This is a genomic window from Streptomyces sp. NPDC029466 (genome assembly GCF_055574515.1).
In genome coordinates this window covers 17,932-39,456 of sequence record NZ_JBVHZH010000054.1, presented here as the reverse complement: position 1 = coordinate 39,456, position 21,525 = coordinate 17,932, and the positions used below count along the sequence as shown (strand labels likewise).

Below are 21,525 nucleotides of genomic sequence, written 5' to 3'. Positions count from 1 at the left end.
AGAGGGGGGGGGAGAAGAAGAGAAGGCGGCCGAGCCGAAAAAAAAAGGGGGGTGGTTCCCCCCCCCCCCCCCCCCCCCCCCCCCCACCGCCGTTTTTCCGTCGGTGCGCGGTGCGTTCGCAGTGGTACCGGCCGGCGGCAGCTGTCAGCCGAACGCGCCGTGCTGGGTGACGTCGGGCGCGGGCCGGCCGGGGGCCTCGCCGCCGGTGGCCGGGGTGCTGCTGCCCTTGCCCGGGGCCTCGGCTCCGGCGGCGGTGGCGGGCGCGTCGGCCGTCCCCTTCTTCTCCTGCCCGGTCTTCGGGGGCCGTTCCTCGCCGGGGGCCGGTTCCGCGACCGCCGGCTGGGTCCGTACGCCCTTGGCGATGCCCTCGCCGCCCCGCGTCCTGGCCTCGCCGGCCTTCGCCGGTCCGAACGGGTCGGGCCCCTGCGCCGCGGTGGAGGTCTCCCAGGTGTGGCCGACGACCGGCCCCCGCGACTGGCCGCCCCCGCCACCGCGCTTGCCGAACGCGCCGCCGAGGCCGTTGGCGAGCTGGCCGAGCGCCATGAAGCCATAGGCGACCTCGGTGCCCGACGAGGACGAGGAGTGGGCGGAGTTCCTGGCCGGTGACGCCTCGTGGTGTTCCTCGCCGCCCTTGTCCTCGGGGGGCGCGGCGGCCGCGTTCTCCAGGTCGGCGGCGGCCAGTTCGAAGGCCGGCAGGGAGTCGTCGACGGACCGCTTGAGGCGGTGCCACTCCCCCGCGAACGCCTCACCGGCCGGGCCGTGCCAGTTGGCCGCGGCGGCGGTGCCGACATGCCGGTCCAGATCGCGGACCAGGCCGTCGAGGTGTTGGCCCATCTCCCGCCAGCCGGCCGCCGCTTCGTGCAGGGCCTGGGGGTTGCGTCGCTCGCTCACTTGACGCTCCGCATCATCTCGACCAGCTCGTCCTCGGCCGCCTGCGCATTCGCGACGGTCTCCTTGATGCCCCCGCCGACCTCGGCGAGCCGCTGCTGAAGCTGGACGAGCGCCTGCTCGGCCTGCTCGTACAGCTCACGGAAGGGCCGGGCCTCCTCGTCGCTGCCGAAGCCCTCCCGCAGGGCCTCGGCGTCGGCCCGCCGTCTGAATGCGGCCAGCTGCCGGCTCAGTTCTTCCGCGCGTATCTCGAAGGTCGCACCGAGCTTGTGCAACTCCTCGGTACTGAGCCGGACTTCGTCGGACATCATTTCTCCCCGAATTGAATGACAGCTACCTGCCAACATCGCCTCAGGTCTAGCACACCCGCAATAGGCCGGAAGCACTCTCCGGAGCGGGCGGACAGCGAACCGCGGAATGCATACGGAGCAATATGCGGCAATACCGACAACCCCCGCCTTGACGACCTGTTCACACCCGTCATTAGACTTCAGGACGCCGGTGCAGCACATGCGGTTGCTGTGCCATCACGTTCAAGGGGGCAGGGATGAGCAACGAGCGGCAGATCCAGGACGAGGACCTGATGGACGTCGCCCAGGATCCGGAGCAGGCGCACCGGCTGCGTAAGGCGCTGAAGGTCCTGTCGGACAACCCCAACGTCGGCGGCAAGCTCCAGGAGATGGCCCAGGAGGTGCTCTCCGGCCGTATCGGCATGAAGGACGCGATCCAGACGCCGGGGTACATGGACGCGCTGGGCGACCGGATGAACGAGATCCGGCGGGCCGCGGAGAACCAGACCATGGCGGAGCGCGAGGAGTCGCGCGAGAAGTTCGCCGCCTGGCAGAAGGAGCAGGAAGCCAAGGAGGACGAGGAGCGCGCCGAGCGCGACGGCCCCTCGGGCAACATCGTCACCACTCCGCGGCGCGGCGGCCGGGGCGGCGGGCACCGGGGCTGACCCGCTCTTCCGGCGGATGGTGCGCGCGGCCGGACCGGCGGCGCGGCGGCCGACGGGCAGCGCGACGGCCGGTCCGGCAGTGCGGCGGGGGCGGTTCCTTTCCCCGCCGAAATCCATTCAAAGAGTCCATAGAGGCGATGTGGAAGAAAGCAGATCGGCCGCCGGATTCATGGGCGGATCTGCTTCCTTTCCGCACGCCGCATTCCCGTTTTCTCCACAACGCGCCGCAGGGACAACGCACTTGGCGCGGGCCTCGCGAGTCACCTTCCGCGATCACCCGGTAAGGGGCCCGGCCTGCGTGTTCCAGTTCCGGCACAGCCGCCCCCGCACCGTCCGGGGCATGCGGTCCGGATCATAGGATCGAGCCGGTACACGCAGGAATCCACAAAAGTGGAGACGGGATTGATGGGGGACGAGGAAGCCATGAGCGCCTCAGACGAAGGAATCGCCGCAGCGGCCGGATATGCGCCTCATCCGTACGTCGGCGGCCGCACCACGGTGCTCCGCGCGCTCGCGGCCTGGCGGATGCGGTGGCCCGGTGCCCCGCGCGTCATCGTGCTCACCGGAAACCCGGGCAGCGGGCGCTCGCGCCTGATCACCGGCTTCCTGATGATGTGCGATCCCGGCTACCGCAAGCAGCTGCCGCTGGACGATCTGGACCCGGCGACCGTGCCCCCGGACCTCCCGGCGCCCGCCGTGCCGAGCCCCTCGGGGCGCACCGCGGCACAGTTGTTGTGGGTCATCGCCGATCATTTCGGACTGCAGGCGGACCGCGGCGAAGACATCTTTCCCGAACTCGCCGCTCGTGAAGAGCCGGTGACGATTGTGGTGCCGGATGTCGACCGGGCCGGCCCGGTCCGTGCCGCGCACGAGCCGGCCCGCCTCGTACGGGACGTGCTCAAGCCGCTCGCCGCCACCGAGACGGTGCAGCTGCTCGCCGATGTGCCGCGCGAACTGGCCGCGGAACTGGCGGAGGCGCTGCCGTCCGGCCAGGCCCAGATCATCGATCTCGACGCGCCGGAGTGGGCCGACCCCAAGGGGCTGGTGCTGCATGCCGAGACCGCGCTCGACCCCGGCGCCGGGGCCCCGGAACTGCCCTTCACCACCGACCCCGCCGTACGCCGTCCGCTCGCCGAGGCCCTCGCCCGGCGCGCGGACGGCAGCCGGCTGACCGTCCAGCTCGCCGTGCAGTCGCTGCTCATGCAGCCGGAGGGTTTTGACCCGGCGGACGAGTCCCTGCTGCCCGCCACCGTCGGCGAGGTCCTCGACCTGCATGCCCGCCGGCTGGACGTCGATCCGCAGACGCTGCGGCTGCTGCTGGCGCCGCTCGCGTTCGCCGAGGGCGAGGGGCTGCCCGTCCCGCTGTGGGGTGCGCTGGCGACTGCCGTGGCCGGACGGGACATGAGCCAGGATCTCGCCGACGGCATGCTGCTGGCCGCGCCGTTCATCCAGCCGATCGAGCCGGACACGGACGACGCGGACGACACGGAGGACACGGACGACGAGACGGCCGGGGACGGTGCCGGCGACGGCCGTACGCTGCTGCGTCTTCAGCACCCGGGGATCGCCGAGGAGATCCGCTCCGGACTCCCGGACGTCCGGGACGCCCAGACCAAGATCGCCATGGCGCTGCTGGATGCGGTGCCCCAGCAGAACTGGGCCAAGGCCGATCCGTACATCCGCGATCATCTCGCCGCCCACACCCTCGAAGCCGGGCTGCTCCCCCAACTCCTCACCGACCCGGGCCTGTTCGCGCATGCCGACCCGGTGACCCTGCGGGCCGCCATCGAGGCCGTACCGCTGGAGCAGCTGGGCGCCCCGGCCCGTACGTACCTGCGGACCGCTCCGTTGCTGACCCGCTCGCAGGCGCCGGCCACCATGCGGGCGGCGTTCCTGGAGAGCGCGTTCGTCGAGGACGGGCTGGTGCCGTACGCGGAGGCGCTGCACACCCTCGGCTTCGACCTGCCGTGGCGCACGCTGTGGAGCGTGCCGCTGCCCGGCGTCCGCGCCGTGACGACCGGTTCCCTGCCCCAGGAGGACGGCGCGGGCACGGCGGCGGAGACGGCCCCGGACGCGGACGGTGCCGGATCCGGATCCGGAGCGGAATCCGGCGGGGAAGGACCGGCACCGGCGCCCGGCTCGGCACCCGCGCTCCGCCCCGTGGCCGCCTTCGTCGTCCCCGAGGGCACCCCCGGCTCCCGTACGGTGCCCCGCCCGGACGGCGACGCCTCCGAGGACGGCGGGGCGCTGCTCCTGCACGATCTGCTGCGGCCCGGATATCTCGACGCCGACCCGGCACAGGTGCAGCTGCCCTCCGAGGAGACGAAGGCAGCGGCCCCCTTCGGGTTCAGCCGGGGCGCCGACTATCTGCGGGTCTGGACCCGCGCCGGCCAGGAGGTGGTGGCCGCGCTGCTCTCGGACACCCCGCTCACCGGCGTCGACCTCTCACCCGACGGGGTGCTGGTCGTCGCCACCGAACGCGGGGTGACCGCCCGGCAGATCCTCGCCGCGGCTCCCGCGGCCGCCCCCACCGTGCCGGCCCAGCGCACCGGCGCCGCCGACACCGCTGCTTCCGACGGCCTCGAAGGAGACCACTCGTGATCAACCAGGCGCAGGCACACGCCACCGCCGCCCGCTGGCTCAACCCCGAGGGACATCAGGGTCCCCCGCGTGAGGTGGCCATGCAGGAGTTCGACCTCGGCTGGGTGGTGTGGGCCGTACCGCCGCCCCCGGAGGTCGACCCGCAGACGGGGCAGCGGCGCCCGCCCGCCGAGGTCGGCGCCGCCTGCGGGGTCGTCGACCGGGCGTCCGGCGAGCTGACGGTGTGGCCGTCGGTACCGGTCGACGAGGTCGTGCGGATGTATCAGCAGAAGCACGGGGCCGGGTCCGCCGCTGCTTCGGCGGCCCCCGCCGAGCCGCCGGTCACCGGCCCCGGCAACACCGCCGTCGCGACCTACGCCGACCCGTCGACCGGCGAGGAGACCAGCCTCGCCCGCGTTTCGGCGCCCGGACAGCCGCCCGCCGAGTTCCAGCTCTACGACGAGCTCCAGCGGCTGGGGGTGCAGCCCGGGAACGTCCGCGCGGTGCACACCGATCTGCGCTCGGCCCTGCTGCCCGGCGGCTACCCCGGCGACTTCATCCTCCGCACCTTCCCGAACGCCACGTTCTCCTGCACCGAGGGCTACGGCATGCGGCCCGAGGAGCGCGCCGAGGGCGTCGCCGGACTGCTGCGGCACGTCGAGATGATGCATCAGCTGGCGGGCCGGCAGGCCCCGCCGCGACCGCACCGGGTGCCGGTGCCGCAGCGGGTCGAGGCCGCACCGCAGATGCGGGACGTGGCCCTCGGCAAGCACCTCGTGGAGGTCTTCGGACCCCAGGGCGTCACCCGTCCGGACGCCGATGATCTCGCCACGACGCAGCTGCCCGAGGCGACCAAGAACACTCTGGTCTGGGCCGGTCTGCCGGCTCAGGTGCCGTTCTTCTTCACCGCGGACCGGCCGGCGGCCCCGCCCGCCGGCGGGCTGTTCCCGGACGTGGCGACCTACCTGCGCGCCACCGGCACCGAGGCCAAGGAACAGACCCTGGCCACCCTCGCCGGCTACGTCCGGATCGGCACCGACGGCCTCTACACGCTCGCCGTCCAGTGCACGGCCGCGGAGGAGAACCAGAACCTGGTCGGCACCGTCTGGGCGGTCCAGCCGTCGTCGGGCGGCGGCAGGTTCGTCAACCGCACCCTGTCCGCCTACCTCCGCTCGCTCGCCCTGCTGGTCACCACGCGCGCGCAGATGCAGGGCATGGACCCGTACGCGGCGGGAGCGGCGGTGGCCGCCTTCCAGGAACAGATCGCGGCGATCGACTCCTGGGCGCTGGACGACGACAGCAACTGGTGGTCGCTGGTCATCGAGCAGATGTGGCACGGCTTGTTCTGAGGGACCGGGGGCTCCGGGGGCTTCGGCCCCCGTCTCCCCCACCCCGGCCGTCAGGGCAACAACAGCCAGTCCGAGGCGAGCGCGGCCACCAGGCCGATGCCCAGCAACCAGGTGCCGAGCCGGGTGCGCCCGTGACGGCTGAGCTCGATCACCACACCGCAGAGCACCAGCGCGGCCCCGTACACCCCGACCACCAGCACCGACGTACGCGACGCCAGGCGCACCACGAGCACCCCCGCCATCGCGGCCATCAGCACCGAGGCCAGGACGATGCGTATTCGCCGAGCTTGACGGGGCGTCAGCCCCACACGGCTGTCGGGGAGGGGCTCTTCATTGCCGGGTACGTCCATGAGCGGGAATGCTACGGGACGGGTGATCGCCGGGCGGGGCCGATCCCCGGGGCCCGGCCCCGGGCCCCTGCCCCGGGGTCAACTCGCCCTGTGCGTGGGCGGGTCGACCAGATGGGCTCTCCTGAAACGGATCCCGTACCGGAACCGCCACCGCTAGGTGCTCAGTGCTCAGTGCTCAGTGCTCAGTGCTCAGTGCTCAGTGCTCAGCAAATGATTGACCAGCGGCGTACCAATATTTAACCTTCCCTTTCAGTATGTGATCGCGGCGCCCACATCCGCGCCACCCACAAGGTTCACCAAGTTCACCAATGCCCCAGGTGGGGCAATTCCCCAGAATCACAGCGCAGTTGCCCTCCCTCGATTCCCACGTTCCCTCCACACCTCTCGCCTTGACATGCCTGCATTCAGATCACCTAATGTGGGATCGTTAAGAACGCGACAAGTATCGCGCGGGACACCGCAAAACGGGGGCAATGGTGGCAGGCAAGGCGTTTGACGTCGATCCGGATGTGCTGCGCACGCAGGGCAACGCGTTTGTGCACATCGGCAGCAATTTCTCCAAGGCGTCGAAGAAGCTTCAAGACGATCTTGATGGCCTTGGCAGCCCCTGGGAGAACTGCGACTTCGGCGATATCTTCGAAACGATCTACACGCCCATCAGGGACGGCATGTTCGAGTCGATGGACTCCCTGGGCGAGCGCCTCGAAGGCATCGGCGACAAGCTCCAGAGCATGAGCGACTCGTACACCGAATCCGACGAGCAGGGCATTCACACCATCAGCGCGGTGGGCCGCCCGGCGATCTGACGGGCGGTGGGTCGGCCGGCCGTCTGACGGGCGGTAGGCCACTCGGCCATCTGACGCCACCCTGTCCCGCATGGGCCCGGGCACGGGACATTCGCCCCCGCCTAACCCTCCCCTCCTCTTCCTCTCCCTTCCTCTCCTTCTCCACCACCCTTCCATTCCACTCCGCAATCGGTCATAACTGCACGGGGGACGATCACTGTGTCATTGACGCTGCCAGGCGAGGTAGCTTGGGTCCTGGACCTCCTCGGCTACAACTGGCCGGACGCCGACGAGGACAAGCTCCACGAATGCGCGCAGGTCTGGCGCAACTTCGCCGAGTCGGTCAATCAAGCGTCCTCCCAGGGCTCTTCGGCAGCCAATCAAGTCGTCTCCGCCAACTCCGGCGATGCGATCGAGGGCTTTTCCCACGAATGGGGATCCTTCTCCGGCGGCGGGGACAGCGGGGACAATTACCTCCGCGACGCCGCCGCGGCAGCCGAGGTCATCGCCCTCGCCTTCGACGCGGCCGCCCTCGCCGTTCTCGCCGGCAAAATCGCGGTCATCGTCCAACTCGTCATCCTGGCCGCCGAGATCATCGCGGCCCAGGCCGCCGCACCCTTCACCCTCGGCCTTTCCGAACTCGGCGCCGCAGGGGCCACCCAAGCGACCCGCGTGCTCGTCCGCCAGATCCTCGACAAGATCAAACGCGAGGTCATGGAGGCGGCCACCAAGGCGATGGAGCACGCCACCATGGACGCCATCAAGAAGATGGCCAAGAAGGCGGTCTCCAAGGAAGCCCGCAAGATCGCGGCGGACTATGTGAAGAAGACGGTCAAGGAGACCGTCAAGGACAAGGTCGTCGATCAGGCGAAGGAAATCGCCCGGGACAAAATCATCGAAGAGGGCAAGGCCAAGGCCCAAGAAGCCGCCACGGAGATGGCCCAGAACGTCACACAGCAGGGCATCGAAAGTCACTTCGGCGCCCGCGACGGAATCGACTGGGGCGAAACCGGCGACATCGCCAAGGACAAGGCCGGCGAATACGTTGACGGCATCAAGGAAGGCGCCCAGGACTACAAGGACGGCGTCGCCAGCCTCGCCGACCCCGGCACCTACATCGACCACGCCAAGGAAGACCTCACCAACCGCGGCCTCAACCACGCCCAACGGCACGTCGACCGCCGCACGGGCGGCGCCGCCACCAACAACCCGGACGTAACAGACGAGGTCCGCTCGGTCTTCGGCTGATCCGGCATCCTATGGATGGGCCGCCTGAAGCGCCCACGGTCCGCCCCGGATGCAGTCCGCCGGAACGCTCGGCGCGGCGGTGAAGAGCAGCGCTCCTGTCGCTGCACGCCACGCACGCAGGCGCGCAGCATCGACGTGCAGCTCATGCCGTAACACCTCCCCTGAACAGGCAACGGCCCGCAGCTGGAAAGCTGCGGGCCGCACCTTTGATGAAACAAGTTCGGAATTACTGCCCCGGCGGCTGCGTGGGCGGCGCCGACGGATACGCACCGGGCGCGCTCGGCTGCTGCTGGTAGCCCGAGTTCGGCGGCTGCGGCACAAATCCACCGGGGCCACCCGGTCCGCCGAAGCCACCAGAGCCACCCGGAGGCGGACCATTACGCCCGTTCTTCTTCTTGACCACCAGCACAACAATCAGCACGACGACGAGAAGGCCGACCACACCACCGACAATGCCGATGATGACGCCCGTACTCATGCCCTCACCGCTCTCGGTGGCCTGCTGAGCGTCCTTGCTGCTACCGGATGCCTTGGACGAACCATCCTTGAGGGCAGGCAACGGCCCGTTCTCCGATCCCGCGGGCATCTTCTTGATGAGCGCCTGCCAGGGGTTGACGATGCCGTAGCCGTAGTGGGGGTCGGGGAGCTTCTTGCCCTTCATACTGTCCGGCAGAACAGCGGTCTTCACCAGACGGTTAGCGACCTGGCCCGCGGTGAGGTCAGGGAACTTGGCGCGGACGAGGGCAGCGGCGGCGGACACGTACGCAGTGGAGTCTGACGTGCCATTCGCCAAGCGGTATGGAGCCTCAACTCCCGCCGACCGGATATGCAGCCCCGGCGCCAGCAGCTTGATATGCGAACCGTAGTTGGAGAACTTCCAGACCTTCAGGTCAATGTCCGCAGCTCCCACGGCAAGAACCCCACGCGCCACTGCCGGATTACGTGGCGAGCTGACCCCAGAATTTCCTGATCCCGCAACCACCAGCACATCGTGCTTCCGAGCGTAGTCAACGGCTGCCTGTTCAGCATCTGAGGGCACCACATCATCAGTCATGAACGACATGTTCACCACACGCGCACCGTGGTCTACGGCATACCTCAGCGGTTCGGCGTAGGACAGCCGCTCCCCGCTGGAATCCGAGTCCTCCTCAGGATCTCCAAGGTCAATCCCGACAGGGAGGATCTTGGCATCAGGCGCCAGCCCCTTGACACCGTCGCGTCCCCCAGGTCCATGCCCGTGCCCAGCGATGAGCGAAGCCATGGCTGTGCCGTGCTCGCGCTCCCCGTATGGATGATCTGCCGTTCCTCCAGTGAAGAAACTCTTCCCTGGAAGCACGTTTCCCTTGAGGTCGCGATGGCTGCCATCCACCGGATCATCGATGACCGCGACCGTGACACCCTTGCCGGTTGACGCCTTCCAGATATCGTCGACACCGAAGACAGTCAACGGCCACTGGTCTTTTCTGATCTGATCTGCCGAAGCAACCGGCGCGGTGCCGAAGAGCAGTGCTCCCGCCACCACCGCGCCGCCCACCGCACGCAGCGTCCGCGTGAAGCTCATGCCGTAACACCTTCCTTACAGAGACAGGACCCGCAGCCCGAGGGGCTGCGGGCCCCAGCACGTCCGCCGATTGCTTGACCGGCCGTTACTACTCGATGACCGGGGGAGCCACGTTACGCTTGGCCGTCCAGGTTTCCTCGTCTTCCACGAGGTAGTCAGGACGGCTCGCGTCGCCGCTTCCGCCCTCGCCCCTGGCGCCGGGCGCACCATGCGCGCCACCCATCATGCCTGCCGGGCGACGTCCGCTACCCGAGTTGTCCCCGGATGCAGTTCCCCCCCGACTGCGGTGCAGGCCGGCTCCCCCCTGTCCTCCGCCACTGGCTTTACCACCGGGCGACCCAATGATCCCGCCCTTCTGCCGCGCTTGGGCACCGCCGGCGCTGACTCCCCCGCTGCCTGCGCCCTTCCCTGCGCCACCACCATGTGCGCCGGCCATGCCGGGCATGCCGGCACGGCCCCCCGCGTGGGCACCACCTGGGGCGGAACCGGGTGCGCCGCCCTTGAGACCGCCGGGACCACCACTCTTCAGGCCGCCAGGGCCAGCGCCCTTGAGACCGCCAGGGGCGCCGCCCTTGAGACCGCCGGGGCCACCGCTCTTGAGACCGCCAGGCCCAGGCATACCGCCCGGCATTCCAGACAAGCCAGGTCCACCGCCGGGACCGCCACCGGAGGGCGTATGGAGACCGCCACCACCGGGGCCGCTAGGTGCTTTGAGGCCGCCACCGGGTCCATCGCGAAGTCCGTCAAGGCCAGTCCCCACAGAGGGCCCCTTAGGCTTCAGTTCACCCAGACCACCGCTGACACCCGGATGCTTGAGGCTCGGGGAGCTGGGCATCTTGGGCGTGCTGCCGGAGTTCGCACCCCGGCTCGGGAGCTTGAGTCCGCCCCCGCCCCCCTTTGCTCCACCACCCGACGGAATCAAGGGGGTGTTAATGGCGCCTGGATCGTTTGACGGGTCCTTTTCGTGGTCGGGGATCTTGTCGTCAATCCCGCCCTTCCCCGGCTCCGGCGGCTTGAGCGCCTTCGAGGCCCTTACGAATGACGAGCCCAACTGCTGCATGGCGACAGTCGACTCGAGCCGAAGCGTCTGCTCATCATCCAGCCTGCCCTTGTTTGCCTCCAGGAGACCCGCGGCGTCTTCGCCCTTCTTGAGCATTTCGTCGAGGTCGTCGTCGGAGATATCCCATCCCCAGTCATTGAGATCGCCGAGCTCCCAGGTCTCTTCCTTCATTCTGACCTTTGTGATGGCCGTCTGAAGGGCTTTGGCCGACGCGTCCATGACCTTCGCCGTGTGAGTGCACCAAGGCGCCCCGGCCTCGAAGTTCGCGACGATCTGCTGAGCCTTCTTCTGGAAGCGTTCAGCGGACTCGCCCTGCCAGTGCTCCATCACCTTTTCCACGGCCTTGGAGAAACTCTTCTTGTGTGTCTCCAGGTCGTCAGCAACGTCCTGCCAGTGCTGAGCGACAGAGTAAAGTACTTCGGGATCAGCACCATCGAGCATGTCCTTCAGACCATTGAAGTTGCTCTGGTTGAAGTCCGTCACATGCCGAAAGCTCTCGTACCTCTCTTGAGGCACGCCGCTCCTGCCTTCACCCACCTGTGGGCCCCCTTTTTCTTCAGTCGGCGATCAGCCAACCACCGTCAGTGGATCTTGTTCTCGTGTTCGGCGTCGTCGTAGGCTTCCTTGGTCTTCTTCGACTTCTTACCGAATTCATCGACCAACTTCTCGATCTTTCCTACGATCTCTTCCTCGATGAACTTCTTCATGTCACTGTGAGCCGTGTGCAGCATTTCGTGCTCTGTGTACTTCTTACCCAAAGCACTTGACGGCAGGTAAGTCCCGCTACCGGCCTTACCCTTCGTCCCGTTCATGTCCTTCAGGACGCCGTTGAGCTCCTTGACCACCTGGTCCAAGGCGTCCAGATTGACGCGATATTCCTTAGCCATTACTGGCCTCCCCGTGAGATGTCAGTCCGGTCTTGCGGCGCCAGTCGCGGATGGCGATCGAGGAGCCGACGACCGCGGCGACGGCCAGGAGTCCGCCGCCGACGATGTAGATGGAGATGCGGGCGCGCCGTTCCTCGGTGGATTCTCCGATGGTGACGGCGGCCGGCTGGATGTTGGAGCCGTCAGCCGCGTTGGAGGGCTTGTCCGGCTGGGGTGAGGCGGTGGGCCTGGTGTCGTCGTTGAGGGCAGCGACCGGGTCGACGACGCCCCAGCCGATGTTCTGGTCCGCCTTCGGGCGCACGCGCTCCGCGGTCTTCTCCAGGTGCCAGATGACCTGCTTCGGGGTCCACTTCGGGACCTCGTTCAGGTGCTTCGCGATCAGGAGGGCCGCGGCGCCCGCGGCGTAGGGTGCGGCGAAGCTGGTGCCCTGGTCGACGCAGTTACCGCCGTCGGGGACGGTGGAGACCATGTTCACGCCCGGCGCGGCGATGTCGACCCAGGCTCCCGGCTGGGAGAAGGGGGCGCGCTCGTTGTTGCGGTCCGAGGCGGCAACGGACAGCACATTCTCGAACTGCTGGAAAGCGGCGGGGTACATGTTCTTCACCTTGCCGCTCGCGCCGTCGTTTCCGGCCGACGCGACGATGAGGACGTTTTGCTGGGCGGCTCGCTGGATCGCTGCCTTGAGGGGGCCCAGCTTTTCCTCGGCGGCGTCCGTGCCCTGAGAAATGTTGATGATGTTGACCTTCAGCCGGACCGCGTAATCGATGGCGGCGGCGAGGCTGTCGGCGGTGCCGGCCTTCTCTGCGCTGGTCTGCTGTAGCGGAATGACCTTTGCTTCGGGGGCGATTCCGTAGAAACCCGAACCCAGCTTCCGTTGGGCGGCGATGATGCCGGCGACCTTGGTGCCGTGTCCGACCTGATCGACGGTCGGCTTGCCGGCACCGGAGACGAATTTCTTGCCGGGGCCTTCGATATTGGGCTTGATCTGCGAGTTGCCCGCATCGATGCCGGTGTCGATGACGGCGACCCGGACGCCCTTGCCCCTGGTGTCGGCCCACATCTGATTGGTCAGGAGGCGCTGGAGCGACCAGGGGGTCTCTTTGATGTCGTTGGTGCCGAACTTGCACTCACCACTGTTGAGCGGAACGTTCGGGTCCGCGACCGCCGGTGCGGCGGTGGCACTCGACAGGCCGACGATGCACGCCGCCGTGACCAGCGCACCCGCCGCTCGGCGACGGTGCCCGGCTCGGTGACCAATGGCGCGAGATCCCACGGGTTTTCTGCTCTCCATGTGTGGCGAATTGGGCAGGAACGAAGGGTGAGAAGACGGAGGCGGAGGGGTGGAGGAGTGGTGGACGGCAGAAGGGCGAGCGCACTGATGCAGCGCGCTCGCCCTCATGGACCACTGTGCGAGCAGCCGGGCTGCTCAGGTCTGGCCGTTTCCGGCTCAACTGACCGGAGGTCAGCCTCCCCAGATGCCGGAGTTCTTGTGCTCAGTGGCCTGGTAGTTCTGGGCGGCCTGGTCCAGCGCCTTGGCGATGGCCTCGAGCGTCGAGTGCAGGGAGGCGGCACGCTGGTCCCACTCGCGCTGGCGGGCCTGGTAGCCCTCCTGCGCCGCACCTTCCCAGCTGGCGGCGATCTTCTTGACGCCCGCCTCGAGGTCGTCCAGCTGCTGGCGGATGTTGTTGGCCGTACCGCGCACGTCGGAACTGGCCTGCGAGATCGTCGCGAAATTAACGAGGATCTGGCCTGACATGGTGTCTCCTCAGGAGTTGATGATGCCTGGTCGATTCGCACACCACAGCGGGCCGGCGGATATGACCGGCGGGCCCGGGCTGCGGCGGCTGGGCCGTTGCGCCACGGTCAGCGGCGCGGCCCCATCATCCGAACGGGGAAGCCGAGGCGGAGATGTGCGTAATCGACTGCGCCTGCTCCTCTTCGGAGGCGGAGTAGTTCTTGGTGGTCTCGTCGATCGCTTCCTTGATCTCAGCCAGAAGCTGGTTGAGACGGTTGGCGTCCTCGTTCACCTGCGACTGGAGCTGGTTGTACGAGGAGGCCGCAGCACCCTTCCACCCAGACGTGATGGTGTCGACGACCGTGTTCAGGCGCGAGATCTCGCCCTGGATCGACTGGTTGACCGAGGAGATCTTGCCGCTGAACGCGACCATCTCCTCCTCGGTGGTTGTGTACTGCTGACCAGCCATAGTCAACGTCCCCCATGAGACTCGTACGTCGTACCGCACCGGGCAGCCACAGGCGCTCGCGCGGCAGGCATCTCCTGCTGACGCCTTTGGCTACTTTAACCACTCGATATGGCTGTCCCCAACAGGGGGGAGGACTGTTGTGACGGGATCACAACAATGTCAACTGGCCGTCAGCGAAACGTCGTTCACGGGAAACGGACAGATGTGCCGCTATCGGTCATTCGTCAACAGTCCCGGACGGCGAAGATCATGCCGAGAAGGCCGTCGCGTTCCCGGCGGGAAAACTGCGGCGGCGGAATCCGGAGTACGCCGAAGGCCGCGCCGATTGTCCCTTTCCAGGGCTCGGCGCGGCCTTCACTCATATCAGGACGACTGCGGCTTCTTGGCGCTCTGAATGTCCAGCGACGGGCCGGTGGAGAGGAGTTCGGACCATGCCTTCATGATCAGCGGCGGATGTGTGCCCTCGTAACCGAGGTGGACCTTCGCCTTGTCCTGTTCGTCATCGGCCTTGCCGGCCTTGCTTTCGCTGTCGTTGTTCCTCGGCAGCGGATAGCGCAGTCCGGTGTCGGTGATCAGGAACTGGCTGCCGCTCGTCGACGCGGAGGTGCGCACCTCCGTGTAGAGCAGGCCGCTGCCGGGGGTGACGTACGAGTTGGCTCCGGTGGCAATCTTGACCGGGTAGTCGTTGCCGACCCAGGTCTGCATGTCGGGCACGCCGTTCTTGAATCCGAGCTGCCTCTCCTCACCGCCCGGCAGCTTGATGTTCTTGCCGTTGTAGACGCTGCAGGAGACGCCGTTCCGGGTGGGACGGGTCAGTCCGCCGGTCTGGGAGCCGTGCTCGAATTCGTTGGCCACCGAGAGGCTCTCGGTGGGCCACGGGGAAGGGAACGTGCCGAACTTCCCCATAAAGTACGTGGGGTTATCCGAGTCGTCCCGCTTCGGGTCGATGCTGTTCACGGCGATCTGTTCGGGCTTGACCCGCGAACCGTCACTGTGCAGCTTGCGGGCGTTCGCGCCCTCCTCCAGGAGGTTCGCCACGAAGTCCGTCACCTGCTCGACGCCGTCCTGCTCGACGACGTACTTCTGGCCGCTGCTGTCCTGGAGGATCGAACCGACGGTCCTGGCTCGCGCCGGGACCTTCGGGTCGGTGGTCTGGCTCCCCGCCCCGGCGACCACGGGCATGCTGATGCCGAGCTTGGGCGGGAGCACGAGGAGGGTGTCCATGAAGTCCTGCGACACCGGCTGCGGCTTGGCGGAGCGGAAGATGATGCGGCGCAGGGTGTCGTTGACCGCTTCACTTCCCCCGTTGAACTCGAAGGCCTTGCCCTCGCTGTCGACCAGCCACTTCTTGTGCTGGGGGTCCTCGACGAACAGCGCCTGGCTCGGGCCGAGTTTGCCCTTGCCCTCGACGGCCTGCTTGTCCTTGCCGCCCAGGATGAACACGGACTGCTGGGGCTTGCTGTTGAGGCCGCTTCCGGGACGGTTGCACACCGCCCAGGTCTTGGGCGTATCGGCGTCCTCCGTGGTGGGCAGCCGGTCGGGGGCGTAGGGAATACCGATGGCCGGTCCGTGCGGGATCTTTCCGTCCAGTTCGGATTCCTTGACCTTGACCACCGTGAACTTCGGGTCGATAAGGAGCCGGGCGGAGGCGAGGTTAAGGATCGGGTGCAGCAGTTTCTGCTTGCCCTGCTTCAGGACGATATAACGCGTGGTGGATTTGTCCCCGACGATGACATTCTTTCCGACCTCGTCCCAGCCTTGCGGGGCAACAGGCTTGAGAATGCCGCAGGCACCGAATCCCACGAGCATCACGACCCCCATCATGATGCTCGGCACCACCGCCTTCAGGGGCCTGGGAGCACTCTCGATCGAACCGTTCGGCAGCGGCTTCAGAAATGCCGCATTCGTGCGCTTTCGAGCGAACGAATACGCATTCAGCTCGTCCCGACGTGATGCCATTGTTGCTTTCTCTCCCCGCCTGTCGGATCCACATCGACCGCCCCCGGCACTCACGCCGTAGCGCCCTCTACTATGCCGTGTGTCGATCGACCCGTACGGTACGGGTGCCACCTTCCAACGCACCAGTCTCAGCGGCGGCCGATACGCCTAGAGGCCCACACCACCAGTAGAGGAGCAGGCCGGGGGATGTCCAGCGCCACCAGGGCTCGACGCCGCAACGGGCGGCAACAGCAGCAACAGCCTTCCGCTGCACCGCAATACGCGGGAAATGCTGGCCAAAACGGCACAGCTCCGGGCAACAGAGAAAATGGCGGCCGGGGTTCCGCGGCCCGCCCGGCAGGTCCGGTGGCACCGCGGCTGCGCCAACAGGCCGGAACCATCGGCGGGGTCCGGGTACAACAGCTGGCCATCATCGAACTCGCCGCGGCCCTGGTACTGGTGGGCTGGTCGATCCACCCGGCCGCACTGACCGCGGCCATTGTGATCGCGGCAGTTCTGGTCATTTTCGCGCTCGGCCGGCGGCGGAGGATTCCGCTGCCGGAATGGATCACCACCGTGCGCGCCATGAAGCGCCGCGGCAAGGAGAGCGCCTCCGCACTCGCGGCCACCCAGGGCGTCGACCCGGCGATCGCTCCCGTGGTGGAGTGCGAACCCGCGCTGCGCACCTACGAGTTCACGACCGAGTCGGATCAGCGCGCCATCGGGTTCGTCGGTGACGGCACGTTCCTGACCGCCCTCGTCCAGGTGGACGCCCGTGACGAGCCGCTGCGCCCGGAGCGCGGCAGCCACATGCTGCCGCTGGAGGTGCTGCACACCGCGCTCGACATCGAGGACATCCACCTGGAGTCGGTGCAGTTCGTCCAGTACACCCAGCCCGCGCCGGCCCCGCATCTGCCCGAACAGGCCGTCGCGGCCCGCTCGTACGCACCGCTCCAGGCCCAGGCCCAGACGCCCGCGCTCCAGTTGACGTGGATCGCGCTCAAGCTCGACCCCGAGCTGTGCTCGGAGGCGATCGAGGCCCGCGGCGGCGGGATGGAGGGCGCCAAGCGTTCGCTGCTGCGCGCCGCCGACCAGCTCGTCAGCCGGCTGACCGCGCACGGGGTACGCGCCAAGGTGCTCGCCGAGCGCGAGGTGGTGGCCGCGATCGGCACCGCGGTGTGCGTCAGCCCGCGGGCCGCCAACGGCGCGATGGGGCGCGAGGGACGAGCCGCCCGCCGCACCCAGGAGACGACCCGGGCGATGCGCTGCGACGACCGCTGGCACTCCACGTACTGGATCGGCCGGTGGCCCCAACTGGGCCAGGGCGGTGCGCCGCTGGCGGCCGTCACCCAGCTGCTCACCAGCACCAGGGCGATGGCCAGCACCTTCGCGCTGACCGCCACACACGGCAGCGGCCGCGCCCCGGCCATCTCGGGTTACGTCCGTCTTTCCACCCGCAGCGAGAACGAACTCACCGCCGCACAGGGCGAGTTGGAGCGCCGTTCCGGTTCCGTGAAGGTCGGCCTCGTACGGCTCGACCGGGAACAGCTGCCCGGCCTGCTGGCCACGCTTCCCCTCGGAGGTACCCGCTGATGGCCTCTCCCACCTATCAGCCCCGTGTCAACACCAGCGGCAACGGCTGGCGCAATCCCCCGCTCGGCGGCGGGGACGGCGGCGGGCGGCTCTCGCACCAGCCGCGCCCGGACGAGGACCAGTCGGGGCCGACCGGTCCGAAGCCGAGGCCCGGTTACGGCCTGCGCGGTCCGCGGCGCAGCCCCCATGTGCTGACGGCCGAATCGCTCGCCGCACTGACCCTGCCGGTCGGCGACGACGGCGTGATCATCGGCATCGACCCGCAGAACCAGCCCGCCGTGCTGAGCCTGCTGCGGCCCGCGCCGATGGAGATCGCGCTGGTCGGCAGCATGTGGATGGCGCAGGTGCTGGCGCTGCGTACGGTCGCCGTCGGTGCCCGGGTCGCCGTCGAGACCGCTCGGCCGCCGGCCTGGGGCCAGATGGCACAGGCCGCGGGCGGCGGACAGCAGTGTGTGTCGGTCCATGACGTGCGCCAGATCGCGCCCCAGGGCCCGTCGGTTTCCAGCCCGGTGCTGGTCGTACGGGACATGGGCGCACGCCCGCCGCGCAATCAGCTCGCCCCGAGCCCCTGGCAGTCGGTACTGACCGTGCTGCCGTTCCTCGGCCCCCGGTCGCCACAGATGCTCAGCCGCGCCGATCTGGTCGGTCTCCAGCGGCTTTCGCCCGAAGAGGCGGAAGTTGTGACGCGAATCATGCGGCTGCCGGAGCAGGTCGGCGCGGTGCTGCCGACGCTCAGCGACAACGCCATGCTGTGGTGCTCGCGCGAGGGCCACCAGTTCGTCATGACGCAGCCGACGGAGGCGGAGACCAACCTGCTCGGCGGGCCGCGCCGGATGGACTGACCGTCATTCCGGGCCGGTCGCCCGCGGAGCGCTGTGCGCAGCGCGTCGGCGACCGGCCGCGAGGCACGACCTACGGGCGCATCCACGGGTGCGCCCGTAAGCGTGCGAACGGTATGAAGACGACATGACATCGACTGCCGTTATGCGCCGACTCTTGATTAGGCTGTGTGGGACAGCCGCAGGAGCACAGCACGACGGCAGTCGATACGGGGATGGAGACAGCTAGTGTTGGCGCAACCCCGGGTGGTGTGTTCCGACTTCCGCTACATCCGATCGATCCGCCTGTATCCGGTCCTGCCGTTCAGGTGCGTTGCAGTACACCAGGAGGCACAGTGAACGAGCAGGAGGCTTTCCGTCCGGACGGAAACGATCCTGACGACGACCAGTCCGAGTTCGACCTGACCGGTGAGTTCAAGATCGATTTCGCCGCACCGGCCTGGTACTCGAGCAACGACACCAGTGGTGGCGGCGCGAGTGCCGGTGCCTCGTCCGCGGCTCCTCCTGTGTCTTCGTCCGCCACTCCGGCCGCCGGGGCCCAGCCCCCCGTCGGACAGCCCCTGGGGCAGCCGCTCCCCGGGCCCGCAGAGGCCGCGCCGCCGGGATTCCCGACGCTGCGCCCCCAGGAAACGGGCAATGACGCCCCGGCCGCCGCCACTCCCCCGGACCCGGCGGACACTCCCTCGGAGCCCGCGCCGGCCGCGAACGAAGGTGCCGGCACCGGCAATCAGCGCGCGGGCACGGGCGTCGATCCGTCGGCCTCGCTCTGGGACGACGACGAGGACGACGAGCCGGAGGCGACGAACGCGTCCGAGCCCGAGGTCACGTCCACCGACGCGGCGCCGCAGCCGGAGACCTCTGCCGCGCCCGCCCCCGTCGAGGAGAGCGCCCCGGCCCCTGAGGCCGCGGTGCCCGCACAGCCCGCGCCCGAGGCGGCCATGCCGGAGGCGCAGCCCGCACCGGCCCAGCAGCAGCCGCAGCAACAGGGCGTGCCCCAGCAGGGCATGCCCGTACAGGGTGTTCCCCAGCAGGGACTTCCGCAGCAGCAGGGTGTGCCGGAGCAGACGACCCCTCAGCAGGGCGTTCCGCAGCAGGGCGTTCCGCAGCAGGCGATGCCCCCGCAGGCGGCTCCGCAGCAGGCCCCCCAGCAGGGCGTTCCGCAGCAAGGAGGGCCGCAGCAGGGCGCTCCCTGGGGTGCCGCGGCGGACGGTCAGCAGCAGGGTGTGCCCGGACAGGGCGCGCTGCCGCCGCTGCCGGCCGAGTACCAGCCCGCGGACCCGCGGCAGGCACAAGCCCAGGCACAGGCGCAGGCGCAGGCCGCTCAGCAGCAGCCGCAGCAGGCTCAGCCGCAACCGCAGGCACAGCCGCACGCCCAGCAGGCGGGACAGCCGCAGACCCAGCATCCGCAGGCCGGCTACCCCCAGGGGCAGCACGCCCAGCAGGCCGGCTACCCGCAACAGCAGCAGGGCGCGCCCGCGCAGCAACAACAGCCCGCGTACGGCTATCCGCAGCCCGCGTACGGCTACCCCCAGCAGGCCCAGCAGCAGCCCCACGCGCAGCAGCAGCCCCACGCGGCCGCGCAGCAGTCGGCTTACGGCTATCCGCAGACCGGTGCGCAGGGCTACCCGCAGCAGGGCCAGGCGCAGGCCGGTTACGCCCAGCAGCACGCCGCCCAGCAGGCAGCACAGGCTCAGGCCGCCCAGGCACAGGCCCAGGCGGCGCAGGCACAACAAGCCCAGGCGCAGCAAGCACAACAGGCCCAGCAAGCCCAGGCGCAGCAAGCACAACAGGCCCAGCAGGCCCAGCAAGCGCAGCAGGCCCAGGCCCAACAGGCCCAGGCCCAGCCCCAGCAGGCGCAGTACCAGCCGCTGCCCGGTCAGCAGGCCGGCGACCCGAACGCCGCGGCCAACTACGCCTCGTACTCGCAGCCGGGCCAGCAGCAGCCGCAGCAGCGGGCCGCCCCCGGCGCACCGCTCGGCTACAGCGCCGCCGTCGAGCTGACCTCCGACCGGCTGCTGCGCAACCAGCCCAAGAAGCGCAAGCCGGGCGCCAACGCCCAGCCGTCCAAGTTCAAGCTGGGCGCGAAGAAGGAAGAGGCGGAGCGGCAGCGCAAGCTGGAGCTGATCCGTACGCCGGTGATGTCGTGCTACCGGATCGCGGTGATCAGCCTCAAGGGCGGCGTCGGCAAGACCACCACGACCACCGCGCTGGGCTCCACGCTCGCGTCCGAGCGGCAGGACAAGATCCTGGCGATCGACGCCAACCCGGACGCCGGCACGCTCGGCCGACGGGTGCGCCGGGAGACCGGTGCGACCATCCGTGACCTGGTGCAGGCGATCCCGCATCTGCACAGCTACATGGACATCCGCCGGTTCACCTCACAGGCCCCCTCGGGCCTGGAGATCCTCGCCAACGACGTCGACCCGGCCGTCTCGACGACCTTCAACGACGACGACTACCGGCGGGCGATCGATGTCCTCGGCAAGCAGTACCCGGTCATCCTCACCGACTCGGGAACCGGTCTGCTCTACAGCGCGATGCGCGGAGTCCTCGATCTCGCCGACCAGTTGATCATCATCTCCACCCCGTCCGTGGACGGTGCCAGCAGCGCGAGCACCACCCTGGACTGGCTGTCCGCGCACGGCTACGCCGACTTGGTGCAGCGCGGCATCACGGTCATCTCCGGTGTCCGTGAGACCGGCAAGATGATCAAGATCGATGACATCGTGTCGCACTTCGAGACCCGTTGCCGCGGTGTCGTGGTCGTGCCGTTCGACGAGCATCTCGCCGCCGGTGCCGAGGTCGACCTCGACATGATGCGGCCCAAGACCCGCGAGGCGTACTTCAACCTCTCCGCCTTGGTGGCCGAGGACTTCGCACGGGCGCAGCAGGCGCAGGGCATGTACCCCCAGCAGCAGATGGGCGGGGATCCGTACGCCCAGCAGCAGATGGGCGGCGACCCGTACGCGCAGCAGCAGTACGCCCAGCAGGGCCAGCCGCAGCAGCCGCAACAGGGCCAGCCGCCGGCCGGCTACCCGCCGCAGCAGGGCGGCTGGACCCAGCAGCCGCAGCAGGGCCAGCCGCCGGCCCACTGGCAGCAGCAACAGCCCGCTCCGGACGCCCCGCAGCAGGAGGGCCCCGGTCTGGCGCCCGGGTGGCAGCAGCAGCCGCCTCCGCAGTGAGGCGGGCGTAGCGCAATACGGGGCGGGGGGGGGGGGGGGGGGGGGGGGGGGGGGGAGCCCCCCCCCCCCCCCCCCCCCCCCCCACCAAGAACACACCGACCCCACC

Annotated in this window: 18 protein-coding genes; 8 read left to right on the top strand and 10 right to left on the bottom strand. The window is 68.9% G+C overall.

Features of this window, described 5'->3' with window-relative positions:
* Nucleotides 1-144 precede the first annotated feature (144 nt).
* A complete protein-coding gene (locus ACZ4XD_RS31835) occupies nucleotides 145-891 on the bottom strand; it encodes a WXG100 family type VII secretion target (protein ID WP_468047825.1) in 747 nt (248 codons plus the stop codon).
* Nucleotides 888-1,196 (bottom strand): hypothetical protein, encoded by a 309-nt coding sequence (locus tag ACZ4XD_RS31830; RefSeq protein ID WP_468047823.1) that lies wholly within the window; start codon nucleotides 1,194-1,196, stop codon nucleotides 888-890. The genes ACZ4XD_RS31835 and ACZ4XD_RS31830 overlap by 4 nt, the downstream gene beginning before the upstream one ends.
* A 239-nt stretch (nucleotides 1,197-1,435) precedes the next feature.
* On the opposite strand from ACZ4XD_RS31830, the gene ACZ4XD_RS31825 reads away from it, so the two are divergent.
* The 3 genes from ACZ4XD_RS31825 to ACZ4XD_RS31815 all read left to right on the top strand — a co-directional run bounded on the left by ACZ4XD_RS31825 (nucleotide 1,436) and on the right by ACZ4XD_RS31815 (nucleotide 5,772).
* Nucleotides 1,436-1,843, top strand: coding sequence for a hypothetical protein (locus tag ACZ4XD_RS31825; RefSeq protein WP_468047821.1), 408 nt, complete (start codon nucleotides 1,436-1,438; stop codon nucleotides 1,841-1,843).
* A gap of 423 nt (nucleotides 1,844-2,266) precedes the next feature.
* Nucleotides 2,267-4,444 carry an ATP-binding protein gene (locus ACZ4XD_RS31820; RefSeq protein WP_468047819.1) on the top strand — a complete coding sequence of 726 codons (2,178 nt, stop codon included), beginning with the start codon at nucleotides 2,267-2,269 and terminating at the stop codon, nucleotides 4,442-4,444.
* Nucleotides 4,441-5,772: an SUKH-4 family immunity protein gene (locus tag ACZ4XD_RS31815; RefSeq protein ID WP_468047817.1), complete on the top strand. Its 1,332-nt coding sequence runs from the start codon at nucleotides 4,441-4,443 to the stop codon at nucleotides 5,770-5,772. The genes ACZ4XD_RS31820 and ACZ4XD_RS31815 overlap by 4 nt, the downstream gene beginning before the upstream one ends.
* 50 nt (nucleotides 5,773-5,822) lie before the next feature.
* On the opposite strand, the gene ACZ4XD_RS31810 is transcribed toward ACZ4XD_RS31815, so the two are convergent.
* Entirely contained in the window at nucleotides 5,823-6,122 is a 300-nt protein-coding gene (locus ACZ4XD_RS31810) for a hypothetical protein (RefSeq protein ID WP_468047815.1), read from the bottom strand.
* A gap of 473 nt (nucleotides 6,123-6,595) precedes the next feature.
* On the opposite strand from ACZ4XD_RS31810, the gene ACZ4XD_RS31805 reads away from it, so the two are divergent.
* Both ACZ4XD_RS31805 and ACZ4XD_RS31800 read left to right on the top strand, forming a co-directional pair.
* Nucleotides 6,596-6,928 carry a WXG100 family type VII secretion target gene (locus ACZ4XD_RS31805; protein WP_468047813.1) on the top strand — a complete coding sequence of 111 codons (333 nt, stop codon included), beginning with the start codon at nucleotides 6,596-6,598 and terminating at the stop codon, nucleotides 6,926-6,928.
* A 198-nt stretch (nucleotides 6,929-7,126) separates the two neighbouring features.
* Entirely contained in the window at nucleotides 7,127-8,155 is a 1,029-nt protein-coding gene (locus ACZ4XD_RS31800; RefSeq protein WP_468047812.1) for a WXG100-like domain-containing protein, read from the top strand.
* 226 nt (nucleotides 8,156-8,381) lie between these two features.
* Here the strand turns inward: ACZ4XD_RS31800 and ACZ4XD_RS31795 are convergent, their stop codons facing one another.
* The 7 genes from ACZ4XD_RS31795 to ACZ4XD_RS31765 all read right to left on the bottom strand — a co-directional run bounded on the left by ACZ4XD_RS31795 (nucleotide 8,382) and on the right by ACZ4XD_RS31765 (nucleotide 15,826).
* Nucleotides 8,382-9,716 carry a S8 family peptidase gene (locus ACZ4XD_RS31795; protein WP_468047810.1) on the bottom strand — a complete coding sequence of 445 codons (1,335 nt, stop codon included), beginning with the start codon at nucleotides 9,714-9,716 and terminating at the stop codon, nucleotides 8,382-8,384.
* An 88-nt stretch (nucleotides 9,717-9,804) separates the two neighbouring features.
* Nucleotides 9,805-11,259 carry a WXG100 family type VII secretion target gene (locus ACZ4XD_RS31790; RefSeq protein WP_468047808.1) on the bottom strand — a complete coding sequence of 485 codons (1,455 nt, stop codon included), beginning with the start codon at nucleotides 11,257-11,259 and terminating at the stop codon, nucleotides 9,805-9,807.
* 98 nt (nucleotides 11,260-11,357) lie between these two features.
* Entirely contained in the window at nucleotides 11,358-11,663 is a 306-nt protein-coding gene (locus ACZ4XD_RS31785) for a hypothetical protein (RefSeq protein WP_468047806.1), read from the bottom strand.
* Complete coding sequence (gene mycP, locus ACZ4XD_RS31780; RefSeq protein ID WP_468047804.1) at nucleotides 11,656-12,936, bottom strand: type VII secretion-associated serine protease mycosin; 1,281 nt, start codon at nucleotides 12,934-12,936, stop codon at nucleotides 11,656-11,658. Before mycP ends, ACZ4XD_RS31785 begins: the two co-directional genes overlap by 8 nt.
* Before the next feature lie 189 nt (nucleotides 12,937-13,125).
* Nucleotides 13,126-13,419 carry a WXG100 family type VII secretion target gene (locus tag ACZ4XD_RS31775; RefSeq protein ID WP_018093366.1) on the bottom strand — a complete coding sequence of 98 codons (294 nt, stop codon included), beginning with the start codon at nucleotides 13,417-13,419 and terminating at the stop codon, nucleotides 13,126-13,128.
* 124 nt (nucleotides 13,420-13,543) lie between these two features.
* Entirely contained in the window at nucleotides 13,544-13,867 is a 324-nt protein-coding gene (locus ACZ4XD_RS31770) for a WXG100 family type VII secretion target (protein WP_387249207.1), read from the bottom strand.
* Nucleotides 13,868-14,230: 363 nt separating this feature from the next.
* Nucleotides 14,231-15,826 (bottom strand): type VII secretion protein EccB, encoded by a 1,596-nt coding sequence (locus tag ACZ4XD_RS31765; RefSeq protein WP_468047801.1) that lies wholly within the window; start codon nucleotides 15,824-15,826, stop codon nucleotides 14,231-14,233.
* Between the two features lie 345 nt (nucleotides 15,827-16,171).
* Between ACZ4XD_RS31765 and eccE the strand changes: the two genes are divergently transcribed.
* The 3 genes from eccE to ACZ4XD_RS31750 all read left to right on the top strand — a co-directional run bounded on the left by eccE (nucleotide 16,172) and on the right by ACZ4XD_RS31750 (nucleotide 21,419).
* Entirely contained in the window at nucleotides 16,172-17,398 is a 1,227-nt protein-coding gene (gene eccE, locus ACZ4XD_RS31760; RefSeq protein ID WP_468047799.1) for a type VII secretion protein EccE, read from the top strand.
* Complete coding sequence (locus ACZ4XD_RS31755; protein WP_468047797.1) at nucleotides 17,398-18,240, top strand: hypothetical protein; 843 nt, start codon at nucleotides 17,398-17,400, stop codon at nucleotides 18,238-18,240. The genes eccE and ACZ4XD_RS31755 overlap by 1 nt, the downstream gene beginning before the upstream one ends.
* A 332-nt stretch (nucleotides 18,241-18,572) precedes the next feature.
* Complete coding sequence (locus tag ACZ4XD_RS31750; protein ID WP_468047795.1) at nucleotides 18,573-21,419, top strand: SCO5717 family growth-regulating ATPase; 2,847 nt, start codon at nucleotides 18,573-18,575, stop codon at nucleotides 21,417-21,419.
* Nucleotides 21,420-21,525 lie beyond the last annotated feature (106 nt).